The following is a 10,913-nucleotide window of genomic DNA, read 5'->3' as shown; positions in this document are numbered from 1 at the left end:
TAGGCGGCCACGGGTGAGTCACGTCCGGTCAGGGACTTGAGGTGGGGCTCGTAGTGGGGATTGGTGAGCATGCGCACATCGAACACAAAGTCGGCGTCCATGGGAATGCCGCGCTTGAACGCAAACGATTCGAACACCAGCGTGAGCGGTGCCTGCGTGGCGCCCAGCAGGTCCTTGATCTGGCTGCGCAGGTGCGTGGGGCGGATCAGGCTGGTGTCGAGCACCAGGGCCTGGTCGCGCAGCTCGGCCAGCAGTTCACGCTCCTGCTCGATCGCATCGGTCAGGGCGCGGTGCTGGTCGTTGAACTGCTTGAGCGAGAGCGGATGCAGCCGCCGCGTTTCAGAGAACCGGCGCACCAGCGTGTCGGTGGTCGCGTCGAGAAACACCGTGGTCAGGTTCACCGGGCGCTGTGCGTGGTGTTGCAGCTGCGCCAGCCGCTTGGGCAGACCCGGTAGCGAGCCGGCACTGCGCACGTCCATGGCAATCGCCACCTTGCTGGCCTTGTGGCTCTGTTCGAGTTCGATGAAGGATTCGAGCAGCTCGGGTGGCAGGTTGTCCACGCAGTAGAAGCCCACGTCTTCCAGCGCGGTGAGCGCGACCGACTTGCCCGAGCCGGACATGCCGGTGATCAGCACCAGGTGGATCGGCGTTTCGTTCGTTGCAGTCATGGCGGTTGGAGCGCTCACGCCGAGAGGAGTTCGCGGGCGTGGGCGAGCGAAATCTCCGATTTCTCGCTGCCGCCGAGCATGCGCGCCAGTTCAACCACGCGCGCTTCGTGGCCGATGGGTGCGACCGTGCTCAGTGTTTGCTTGCCCACCAGTTGCTTGCTCACCAGCAGGTGGTGGTCGGCGCAGGCCGCCACCTGGGGCAGGTGGGTCACGGCCAGCACCTGGCGGTCGCGCCCGAGCTGGCGCAGCAACTGGCCCACGGTGTGCGCCACGGCGCCGCCGATGCCGGAGTCCACCTCGTCGAAGATGAGCGTGGGTGCCTGCCCCAGCCGGCTGGTGACCACCGAGATGGCCAGCGCAATGCGCGAGAGCTCACCGCCCGAAGCCACCTTGCCCACCGGCTTGGGCGTGGCGCCGGCATGACCTGCCACGCGAAATTCGACCTGTTCCCAACCATGGGCCTGGGGCTCTTCGAGGCGCTGCAAGGCCACTTCAAACACGCCGCCCTGCATGCCCAGGGTCTGCATGCTTTGCGTGACCGCCTTGGACAGTTTGGGCGCGGCCTTCTGGCGTTCCTTGGTGATGCTCAGCAGCTCGGCATTGAACGCCTTCCAGGCCGAACGCTCGGCTTGCTGCAAGGCGTCGAGGTCCAGCGCCTGGTCGATGGTGGCGAGCTCACGCTTCCACTGCGCCAGCACATCGGCCAGTTCTTCGGGGCTGCGGCGGTAGCGCCGGGCCAGCGACACCCACTGTGCCAGTCGCTGGTCCAGCGCGTCCAGGCTGGCGGGGTCCTGGTCGGTGTGGCGCGCGTACTGGTGCAGGTTGTGCACGGTGTCCTGCACTTGCGCCAACGCCGCTTCGAGTGCGGCAATGCCGTCTGCAAACCGGGGCTCGATGTGCGCTTGCGCCTGCAGCGCGGTGAGCGCGCGGTGGATCAGCGCTGCGGCATTCGATTCTTCGTCGTCCAGCGCTGTCACAGCGGCTTGTGCGGCGTCCAGCAGGCCCTGCGCATTGGCCAGGCGGCTGTGTTGTGTGTTCAGTTCTTCCCATTCGCCGGGCAGCGGTGCGAGCTTGTCGAGCTCGGCAATTTGCCAGGACAGGCGTTCGCTTTCCTGTTGCAGCGTGTTTTGTTTCTCGGTGGCGTTGTCCAGCGCCTTGCGCTGGTGGCGCCATTGAGTCCAGGCGAGCATGGCCGCCTTGGTGTCGATGCCGGCGTAGGCGTCGAGCAGATCGCGCACGGCCTCTGCGCGCGTGAGGCTTTGCCAGGCGTGTTGGCCGTGGATGTCCACCAGGCCATCGGCCAAGGCCTTGAGTTGCGCCATGGTGGCCGCGCTGCCGTTGATCCAGGCGCGGCTGCGGCCCTCGGTGTCCACCGTGCGGCGCAGCAGCAGGCTGTCGTCGACCGGGAAACCTTGTTCCTCCAGCCAGGGCGCCACGGAGGCGGGTGCGTCGAACTCGGCGGCGATCTCGCAACGCGCGGCGCCCTCGCGCACCACGCCGCTTTCGGCCCGTGCACCCAGCGCCAGTTGCAGCGCGTCGATCAGGATGGATTTGCCCGCACCGGTCTCACCCGTGAGCACACCGAAGCCCCGGTCGAGTTCAAGATCGAGGGACTGCACGATGACGAAGTCGCGCAGGGCGATGCGGCGGAGGCTCATGTCGGAGAGTGTGGCGTTGAAAACAGACCGGATTTTGCCGGGTCCTCAGACGCCTTCATTCCAGTGGAGTTTTTTTCGCAAGGTGTCGAAGTAACTCCAGCCCACCGGATGCAGCAAGCGAAGGGCATGCTCGGAGCGGCGCACCACGATGCGGTCGCCGTGCAGCAGGCTGGTGAAGGACTGCATGTCGAAATTCGCGCTGGCTTCCTTGCCGGAGACGACCTCCACCGCAATCTCGCTGTGGCCGGGCAACACGACCGGGCGGTTGGACAAGGTGTGCGGCGCGATCGGCACCATCAACCAGCCGCCAATGGCCGGGTGCAGCAGTGGCCCGCCGGCCGACAGGGCGTAGGCGGTGGAGCCGGTGGGCGAGGCAATGATCAAACCGTCGGCGCGCTGGTTGGCCACAAAGTGCCCGTCCACCTCCACCCGCAGTTCGATCATGCTGGCCGCACCACCGCGGTTGACCACCACGTCGTTGAGTGCGGTGGCCTCGAACACGCAGCGGCCATCTCGCCACACCCCTGCGGCCATTAGCGAACGTGGGTCGTCTTCAAACGAGCCGCGCAGGATGGGGCGCAGCTTGTCGCGGAAGTCTTCGAACGGGATGTCGGTGATGAAGCCCAGACGCCCCTGGTTGATGCCCACCAGCGGCACACCAAAACGTGCCAGCTGGCGGCCAATGCCCAGCATGGTGCCGTCGCCACCCACCACCAGCGCCAGATCGCAGTGTTGACCCATCTCGGGGACGGTGAGCGCCGGGTATTGCGTGAGGCCGGTGTTGAACGCGGTCTCCTGCTCGATCGACACGTCGCAGCCCTCGTCGTGCAGGAAGTGCGCGATCTCGTCGACCGCATTGCGCGATCCGGGTGCGTGGTATTTGCCGACGATGACCACATGCGAAAAACGCAAGGCACGGTCCGATCGGAAGGTGTTGGACCGTGTGTCGGTGGGCATGCTCATGCACAAATTACAACATAGCCCGTCTGTGGTGGATTGCCCGAAAACCCTTGCTCGCAAACGGTACCGGGCATCGGTCTCTCCGTAAAATGAAACGATGTTGGACGACCGCGCGAAGCTGCTGCTCAAAACCCTTGTCGAGCGATACATCGCCGACGGCCAGCCCGTGGGCTCACGCACCCTGGCGCGTGCGGCGGGTATGGAGCTCTCGCCAGCCACCATCCGCAACGTGATGAGCGATCTGGAAGAGCTCGGCCTGATCGCCAGCCCACACACCTCGGCCGGGCGCATTCCCACGGCGCGCGGCTACCGCATGTTTGTCGACACCATGCTCACCGTGCGCCGCGAAGGTTTGTCGCCCGTGAACGAGATGACGGCGCCGGGCATCGAAGCCGGCCAGCCGCACCGCGTCATCAGCCACGCGGCCAACATGCTGTCCAGCCTGTCGCAGTTCGTGGGCGTGATCACGTCGCCGCGCCGCGCCTCGGTGTTTCGCCACATCGAATTCCTGAGCCTGTCCGACCGGCGTGTGCTGGTGATCATCGTCTCGCCCGAGGGTGAGGTGCAGAACCGCATCATCCACACGCAGGCCACGTTCACGCAGTCGCAGTTGCTCGAAGCCGCCAACTTTCTCAACAGCCACTACTCGGGCCTGACCATGGAGGCCGTGCGCGAACGGCTGAAGCACGAGGTTGACGCCTTGCGCGGCGAGATCGCCGACCTCATGAAAGCCGCGGTGGACATCGGCGCCGAGGGTGACGCGGCGCAAGACGAGGTGGTGGTGTCGGGCGAGCGCAACCTGCTGTCGGTGACCGAGTTTTCCAGCGATATGGGCAACCTGCGCCGCATGTTCGACCTGTTCGAACAAAAGACGCAGCTCATCCGCCTGCTCGATGTGTCGGCCCAGGCCGATGGCGTGCGTATTTACATCGGCGGTGAGAGCCAGGTCGTGCCGTACGAAGACCTGTCGGTCGTGACCGCGCCCTACGAAGTTGATGGCCAGATCGTTGGCACGCTGGGCGTCATCGGCCCCCAGCGCATGCCCTATGAGCGCATGATCCAGATCGTGGACGTGACCGCCAAGCTGGTGGGCAATGCCCTGAGCCACAACAAGTAGGGCGGGTCGGGTCGACCCCTACAATCCCTCTGCGCAGGGCCGTTAGCTCAGTTGGTTAGAGCAGAGGACTCATAATCCTTTGGTCGTTGGTTCAAGTCCAACACGGCCTACCAAAAACCCTGCTATAATTCGAGGCTTCGCGGCTGTAGCTCAGTTGGATAGAGTACTTGGCTACGAACCAAGGGGTCGTGGGTTCAATTCCTGCCAGCCGCACCAGAACATCGTTCTAGATCAACGGGTTAGCTCCAAAAGAGCTAGCCCGTTTTTCTTTGCTGCGGGACTTTTGCGGGACTCGGAATTGATCATCAGCTTCCGAGGCTCAAGTCCGCGTGCCAGCTTTCCGCAGCGCATGCTCCGCTTTTAGCGCCTGGAGGCTCTTGTTCCAGCCATTGGTCGGCTGTGTAATCTTCTCCAGAGCTTCATGAAGCTCTCGGATCTGGGCCATTGAGTAGTGGTTGGTGACAGAGCGATTGCTGTGCCACAACACGTCCCGTCGAGTCGACTCACTGACTCCTGCCTCACGCAGTCGCATGCCCACGGTGTGTCGAAGGTCGTGGACACGCAGATCGCCCAGACCAGCCCTTGAGCGCGCAGCTTGCCACGCGCTGTTGTTCATGGCCTTAATCGGTCCCAGTTCACGGTGGCGCCATGACATCGCAAAAACGTGGGTAGGGTGACGTCCTCGTGCTTCCTCAATCACCGTCTGAGAAATGCGGTTGCACACCACCAGCTTTGAAGTGCGGCGACCCTTGACGTTTTCTGGTGGAGTCTCGAACACAGAGATGTTGAGCTCCGGTACTGGGATCTCCCAGTCCCATTGGAGATTACAAACCACATCATCTCGCACGCCACTGTGCAGGATAAACAGCGCCATGTCGTGAAGATGTTTCGGCAACTCCTTGAGCAAACGCTCCTGCTCGTCCCAGGTGATCGGTCGCGGCGACCGCTGATAACCTGTCAAAGGCAACATGGTGATCAGTGGGGCCGAGGCCAGCCAAGGCTTGCCCGACTCGGAGTCGCGCCATGTGCCCGCTGCCAGATTGAGCACTCGACGCACCGCTCCCAAGCTCAGATTGATCGTTTTGTGTGAGATCTTTGCCTTGCGTCGAGCATCGATGAAAGGCTGCAGTGTTCCGGAGTGAACTTGCTCAAGCAGAAGGTCGCCAACGTACGGCATCACCGCCTTCAGGTGATAGCCAGATGACTCTACTGACGGAAGATGAATATTCTCTTCAATATAGCGCCCAGCTGCTTGGTCGAAGGTGATCTGCGGGGTGCCGCCATGGACGCGCGTCTGCCGTAGTACCTCTAGTTCCCGGGTCAGCCACGCTTCTGCGTCTTCATACGATTCAAAGCTTTGGTAAAGACGAACGCCTTCGACGAATTTGTCGACGACCCAGCTACCGTTTTGACGTTGATAGATGCCGGTTGATTTTTTTCCCATGGTGTTGCACTCGTTTTCTCAGGTTTGGTTTGCGTGTCGTCGGCGCGAGGGAACTCAGTGCCGGGTGCATTGAACATTTCGTATGCGATCGCCTTCACTTCTTCGCAAAGGAACAGGAGAGAAGTGCCTTGCTTTGTTGTTCTCAGGCGCGGCCTGATGTGCGTGTCGAAGTAGTTTGGCTTGACGCAAAGTGCTTGAATGGCACGCTGGCGGTTCATGCAGTACAGAGGGAGCTCATCGTCGAAGTCGTGCCGTGGTTTTTCTTTCATGTGTGGTTCTCTCTGATCAAGATTGCATAGGTCAGTCACTTGTCAAGAGCACGGCAGTACGCAAGCGCCTCAGTGAGGCAAAGCCGAGCCTGGGCACAGACAACTTGCCCAAATAATGAAAAGGAAAAAATGAAGAGCCCGCTTTGCGAAGAGCGGAACGGAAAATGCCTGTTTGGCCTGCGCAGGAGGCGGCCGGTGCCGAGCTGGCGCGTGAACGGCTGTAGCTCGCGATGATTGAAGGATTTCGCCTTCACGCACTTGCGTGCGCCGACCCGGGTATCTGGGTCAGATCAGAATCAATCAGACGACCATGACCAGTCTTTTCATTCGAGACTTGTCACAACGCTGATTTGGGCGGAGTTCACTCATAAAAATCAGTGAACTCAAGTTGAAGGAAGGCATGTGCCTTCACGTACTGTCGTACGGTGACTAGAAATGTATTGTGCTGACCGAACCTGGTCAATCGATCACGACCAGTCCTGCGCGCAGGCCCTTGTCAGTGCTCGCACGCCTGCCCCAGCTGTCCATCGCGTTTCACGCTGGCTCGCGTCTCATGGTTTCGGCGACAACGCCACTGCGTGTGGCCCAGGCAAGCGACAGGACGTGTTTTGCCATGAAACGGCTGGCGTAAGTCATCTGAGGAGTGCCGTCCGCAATACTCAAAACGACGATCCGCGCTGGATGGGTTGCTGCCGCGCTTGCATGCCAGAGTTCCAGAAAGGGTTTCAAGTCATCGCGGGGCCAATGTTGATAAGCAACTTCAAGTTGTGCTGGTCGCCCGTGCTCATCAGCCCTGCTACCGGGAGCAGTAGCAGATGGGTCCATCGCAATCACCTCGACGTTGCAGGTTGGGCTCCGGAACTTGACTGTGTTTGCCAGCGTGCTCGGGAGCATGGCGATGCACTCCGAAGTAGCCGGTACCGGATGTCCCAAGGTCGCAGCCGCCATGTTAATGACCAATCCGATCCTGTGGCGCGTCACTGCCGCACGAAGCTCCTGTAGCACGGCCTGCCGGTCTGTGAACTGATTCACCCCGAAGTCCCGCTGAGGTGTGAACACCAACAGGATCGGATCATGCTGCTGGTTGACCAGGGCGAGCTTGCCGAGCAGCGCCTCAAGCCGCAGGGCTTTTTTACGCTGCACGTCGGGGCTATGCAGCTCCCCCTGAGTTCGATTGGCCGACACTGCTGCGACAGGACCTAAGTGGCTTGGCGCAGCCGTCTGATCGAAGGTTCCGCCCAGAATCACAGTGGCGCAGATAGCAAAGGCGAGCGATCGCCCGGAGATGACGCTCACCGGTGCCTGCTGCTCACGTTCTCTGCGAATGGCGGTGAGCAGGAGCGAGGTCAACACGCCAGCAGCGACAAGGGTCAGCGCGCCCATTCCCCCCTTGCCGATGAAGAGCCAACCCAGGGCGGGATGTGCCAAACCCCATCCACCCATTGGTGCAACGAGTGTCACGAACCACGCGCCCAGCATGGTGATGAACCGCCTAAATGCAGTTGGGTGGTGGCCACCAGTGAGCGCCCATGCCGATGAGGAGAAAGCCAGAACCAGGCAAGCGGTCATCAGCCTTTCCCATCCATCGGTGCCCTGTGTGACCAGGAGTTCACCGATAGCGTACGGGCCGAGCGCGCCAAGGTAATAGCCAGCGGAAATTGCCAAAGCTCGCAGCCGCGTTGGCTGAAGTCCGCACACGAAAGGCAGCACGACGCTGAGGGCGCCTCCCCATGCGGTCCCCGGCCAAGCCACATAGCCAAGCGTAAGTCCACAGATGCCAATCGCCAGCAGATACATCTCAAGACTGCGCTTCACTGCCGTACCTCTGGGTGGCGTGGGGCTAGTAGGCCCATGTGGGACGCGATTCGTGACAGGCCGGTCGAACCAATCAGATGGGACCGGAGGGGGACGCGAAGCTGGGACGCTGGCTCGCCTGCTCGCGCGAGATGGATCCACCTGCGATCCGCGTCGTATCGGTCGAGATGAAGGTCCCAGGCGTTGTGGCCTGAGAGCTCGACCTCCAGCGTCAACCAGTCGCAGATTCCCTGTGTCAGTGCTTCCGATGCGGGTAACACCGCACCCACTTGCGCGACACATGCCCCTTCGAATTCGAGCAAAAATTTCAGGACAGCTTTGAGACGTGCGCCCTCCTGCACACGGCGCAGCCATCGCGTTGGCCAGCCTCGTTCACTGCTTGCCACCAGCAGGATGAAGCCAAGGCGCGATGCTGGGCTTTGTGCAGGTTGATGTGCTGGTAGTGCGAGCTCATGCTGAAACGTCGCACCTCCGGGCAGCGCGTGTTCCAGCAAGAAGCGGGTGGTCTCAGGTTCCCAGTGCTCAAGATCGGTTACCCACGGTAGCCGGTGCAGGACACTTGTGCGTACGCATTCGGGTGCCCAATTTTGCAGGGCCTCCTGAACCATGTCCCAATGTGTTGAGCGCGGCCGCAGAGCTGGGCCGTTATTAACGACCACATGGTCCATCTCGCAGAACAGCACGGGAATGGCCAGGAGGTCATTGAAAGTGACTTTTTGGCGGTGCCGGTAGGCCAGCCGGGTCGCCGTGACGGCAAGTTGGTCCAGATCCTCTGCGGTTTGTACGCCGGGATCCATCGCGTTCTCGCCTGTTTGAAGGGATGTGCGCCCTGCACCCCTGGTCTGGCTTCCCTGTTGCATCTCGCTTAAACACTTCACGAGCAGCGATTGCCGTTCTTCTTTCATGGCATCCCTGCGGTCCGGACGGTGGCCTGTTTCGCAGGAACCAAGTCAGATGTCACCTGGCTTGTGCTGATGTGTGATGGTTTTGTCATGGCTGAATCAGTAGTCGCTGTCCTGCCAGAGGCGGTACAAGTGGTCCTCCTCCATCTGATCCTGAATCTGCTTGTAGGGGTCGTCATCGTCGTCATCAGAGTGTGATGATCGGCCTCTCGCGCTGCTGTTACCTTGATACGCGATCCAGACAACAAAAATCAAGAATCCGAGCATCAGCCAGGTAGTGGAGTTCATGCCCGAGCTCCTGTGAGGAGGGAACCTCGGCCAAGCAAGCGCAGTGGCTCCCTCGAGATAATTCGTGCAGCGGCCCAACGCAGAAAGCAGATCTGCTCTTGCAGGTTGCTAGGTTCCGGCATCGTGCGCAGCCCAAGCTCGTCGACCATGGCCTCGAGCAGGGGATCCAATGCACTGCGGGTTGCCCAGAGCGAGAATCCCAGGCCGGGCCGCAATTGACGCAGCTTCTGCACGAGCAGGTTGCGTCCGCACACCGACTTCAAGAGCCAGTGGGGCGCCCCGGTGATAGATCGATTCAGCGCGGCAACGTCGAAGTGCTGTCTGAGGGTTTGGCGCCAGGTCGTGGCCCGAATCGCCTCTTGGAGAGTGGGAGTCATTCGTTCCTCTTGCGTGTGGATTGGTCAGACCAAGTTCGCACAAGAGGCCCTGATGTCAAGGCCGCGCGGTCAATGTTTCGTCGACTGCAGCTCGCCCTGCAGGCCGCTGGCAAGCGGAGTACATCGGGTGAATGAAAAATCTAGGGGCCCGTTGCCAATGCTCAACAAACCAAGTTGCGATGACATTCGCAGGAGCACGCTTTTCCGCTGCGCTTAGCTTGCTTTCTGAGCATGGACGCCTAGAATATTTTTCAACGATTGTGTTCAACCAGGAGTTCAAATGTCGGCGCCAGATCTGCTCAAGGTATTCATGCTTGTTGGAATCCTGTTGGCCATTTGTGGAATCCGTTGGTTGAACAGAGAAATTGCAAGGCTTGCCGAGGAAAATCGGCGCAAGCGTGCTTGTATGGGTTGCAGTGAAGAGTCGCCCTGAAGTATTCACCTCACCACGATCTGTTGTTGATCGAGTTGATGGTGACTGCGTCACTTCATCCCAATCCTGGCCAAGTCAGGCCGACGCCTTTCGGTTCCTTGTTCGTTCGTACGCGGGCCCGAATATGCTCTTAAAGCTTGCATCGAACGGACTGGCAACGGATGCTCCTTCCTCCAAGGGATCGGCAGCATTGACTTGGATGTTTTCAGGTACGCCAGTGGGAACCGATAGATTCAGGGGAGCGACTGACGCTTCAACTGCAGTTGGTGTGGGATGCAGTTGGCCGAAAGGCGGCAAGCTCCAGCGGCCCATGGCCATTCGGAACTGGTAGCCCAAGTGGACCAACTGCAGGATCTCCATGTTGAGACCTGCAGGGCTGATCCCCTTGAGATAGTCCAGGACTCCAACTCCATCGGGGGGAATCGTGACTCGGACCCGCAGAGCTTCGTCTGGATTCGGTGATCGTTTTCGTTGCACCATGGTGTGCTCCCTTTGATCAACCGTTCGCGTAGGCTTCATTCGCAGCGTAGTCGGCGACTACTTGGAAGCCGCGCACGTTGGAGAAGGTTGAGCCACCATCCATCTTCAGGCGGCGCCGCAGTCCGGGTGCGTGTTCACGGAGAAATTCAAAGAACACCGCACCACCACCACCGCAGACCAAGATGTTGTCAAAGTCATTCAAGGCGCCCACCGTGTTTAGCATTGCCTCGTAACCCCTGCGCAGGACCTCGTTGATGGCACCCTTGTATCGGGCCATTTCGTAGTCCTCGCCGCCAATGCGAACGGTTTCCCGGCTGTCGCGGATGGCCAGGTCAATCGCCTGAATCACACCGTATTGATTCTTGAGCTCCGGATTGATCGCTTTGGCCACTTCGTACGCGCACGCCAGCATCGACTCTGGATGAGCACCCGACCGTTCGTAGTTGGGGACCTTGTCGTAGGCCGCCAGAAAGTCAATCGTTCCGCCGCCCACGTCGACCAC

General features: G+C 60.7%; 11 protein-coding genes, 2 tRNA genes and 1 pseudogene. 3 read left to right on the top strand and 11 right to left on the bottom strand.

The window, feature by feature from the left end; all coding sequences use genetic code 11:
• From rapZ to ACN4F8_RS16400, 3 genes are all read right to left on the bottom strand, one after another.
• A partial coding sequence (gene rapZ, locus ACN4F8_RS16410; RefSeq protein ID WP_419474539.1) for an RNase adapter RapZ occupies positions 1–668 on the bottom strand: 668 nt, incomplete at its 3' end.
• A gap of 14 nt (positions 669–682) precedes the next feature.
• The gene (gene recN, locus ACN4F8_RS16405; RefSeq protein ID WP_419474538.1) at positions 683–2,326 is read right to left on the bottom strand and encodes a DNA repair protein RecN; all 1,644 of its coding nucleotides are present in this window, start codon (positions 2,324–2,326) and stop codon (positions 683–685) included.
• Between the two features lie 45 nt (positions 2,327–2,371).
• Entirely contained in the window at positions 2,372–3,289 is a 918-nt protein-coding gene (locus ACN4F8_RS16400; protein WP_419474537.1) for an NAD kinase, read from the bottom strand.
• 94 nt (positions 3,290–3,383) lie between these two features.
• Here ACN4F8_RS16400 and hrcA point away from each other — a divergent pair, with 94 nt between their 5' ends.
• From hrcA to ACN4F8_RS16385, 3 genes are all read left to right on the top strand, one after another.
• Entirely contained in the window at positions 3,384–4,403 is a 1,020-nt protein-coding gene (gene hrcA, locus ACN4F8_RS16395) for a heat-inducible transcriptional repressor HrcA (protein WP_419474536.1), read from the top strand.
• A 36-nt stretch (positions 4,404–4,439) separates the two neighbouring features.
• A tRNA-Ile gene (locus ACN4F8_RS16390) sits at positions 4,440–4,516 on the top strand.
• 26 nt (positions 4,517–4,542) lie between these two features.
• Positions 4,543–4,619: transfer RNA gene (locus tag ACN4F8_RS16385), tRNA-Arg, on the top strand.
• Between the two features lie 103 nt (positions 4,620–4,722).
• On the opposite strand, the gene ACN4F8_RS16380 is transcribed toward ACN4F8_RS16385, so the two are convergent.
• The 8 genes and pseudogenes from ACN4F8_RS16380 to ACN4F8_RS16345 form a co-directional block, all read right to left on the bottom strand.
• Positions 4,723–5,373, bottom strand: a complete 651-nt coding sequence (locus tag ACN4F8_RS16380) for a tyrosine-type recombinase/integrase (RefSeq protein WP_419474540.1) — start codon at positions 5,371–5,373, stop codon at positions 4,723–4,725.
• A gap of 350 nt (positions 5,374–5,723) precedes the next feature.
• Positions 5,724–6,116: a hypothetical protein gene (locus tag ACN4F8_RS16375; protein ID WP_419474535.1), complete on the bottom strand. Its 393-nt coding sequence runs from the start codon at positions 6,114–6,116 to the stop codon at positions 5,724–5,726.
• A 534-nt stretch (positions 6,117–6,650) separates the two neighbouring features.
• Complete coding sequence (locus tag ACN4F8_RS16370) at positions 6,651–7,931, bottom strand: hypothetical protein (protein WP_419474534.1); 1,281 nt, start codon at positions 7,929–7,931, stop codon at positions 6,651–6,653.
• A complete protein-coding gene (locus tag ACN4F8_RS16365; RefSeq protein ID WP_419474533.1) occupies positions 7,928–8,836 on the bottom strand; it encodes a hypothetical protein in 909 nt (302 codons plus the stop codon). The genes ACN4F8_RS16370 and ACN4F8_RS16365 overlap by 4 nt, the downstream gene beginning before the upstream one ends.
• A gap of 96 nt (positions 8,837–8,932) precedes the next feature.
• Positions 8,933–9,121, bottom strand: coding sequence for a hypothetical protein (locus ACN4F8_RS16360; RefSeq protein WP_204733935.1), 189 nt, complete (start codon positions 9,119–9,121; stop codon positions 8,933–8,935).
• Positions 9,118–9,498, bottom strand: coding sequence for a hypothetical protein (locus tag ACN4F8_RS16355; RefSeq protein WP_419474532.1), 381 nt, complete (start codon positions 9,496–9,498; stop codon positions 9,118–9,120). Before ACN4F8_RS16355 ends, ACN4F8_RS16360 begins: the two co-directional genes overlap by 4 nt.
• Positions 9,499–10,006: 508 nt before the next feature.
• Positions 10,007–10,411 carry a hypothetical protein gene (locus ACN4F8_RS16350; RefSeq protein WP_419474531.1) on the bottom strand — a complete coding sequence of 135 codons (405 nt, stop codon included), beginning with the start codon at positions 10,409–10,411 and terminating at the stop codon, positions 10,007–10,009.
• 16 nt (positions 10,412–10,427) lie between these two features.
• Positions 10,428–10,913 (bottom strand): annotated as a pseudogene (locus tag ACN4F8_RS16345) (hypothetical protein); the annotation flags it as partial.

Origin of the sequence: Hydrogenophaga sp. (assembly GCF_048549895.1) — a bacterium.
Classification (GTDB): Bacteria; Pseudomonadota; Gammaproteobacteria; order Burkholderiales; family Burkholderiaceae_C; genus Hydrogenophaga.
This window is presented reverse-complemented; position numbering and strand designations above follow the sequence as displayed.

Excerpts from the sequence above, each read along its gene's own strand:
- ACN4F8_RS16365 (WP_419474533.1), bottom strand. The coding sequence starts at position 8,836 with ATGAAAGAAGAACGGCAATCGCTGCTCGTGAAGTGTTTAAGCGAGATG.
- ACN4F8_RS16380 (WP_419474540.1), bottom strand. The coding sequence starts at position 5,373 with ATGTTGCCTTTGACAGGTTATCAGCGGTCGCCGCGACCGATCACCTGG.
- recN (WP_419474538.1), bottom strand. The coding sequence starts at position 2,326 with ATGAGCCTCCGCCGCATCGCCCTGCGCGACTTCGTCATCGTGCAGTCC.
- ACN4F8_RS16355 (WP_419474532.1), bottom strand. The coding sequence starts at position 9,498 with ATGACTCCCACTCTCCAAGAGGCGATTCGGGCCACGACCTGGCGCCAA.
- hrcA (WP_419474536.1), top strand. The coding sequence starts at position 3,384 with ATGTTGGACGACCGCGCGAAGCTGCTGCTCAAAACCCTTGTCGAGCGA.
- ACN4F8_RS16360 (WP_204733935.1), bottom strand. The coding sequence starts at position 9,121 with ATGAACTCCACTACCTGGCTGATGCTCGGATTCTTGATTTTTGTTGTC.
- ACN4F8_RS16400 (WP_419474537.1), bottom strand. The coding sequence starts at position 3,289 with ATGAGCATGCCCACCGACACACGGTCCAACACCTTCCGATCGGACCGT.
- ACN4F8_RS16350 (WP_419474531.1), bottom strand. The coding sequence starts at position 10,411 with ATGGTGCAACGAAAACGATCACCGAATCCAGACGAAGCTCTGCGGGTC.
- ACN4F8_RS16375 (WP_419474535.1), bottom strand. The coding sequence starts at position 6,116 with ATGAAAGAAAAACCACGGCACGACTTCGACGATGAGCTCCCTCTGTAC.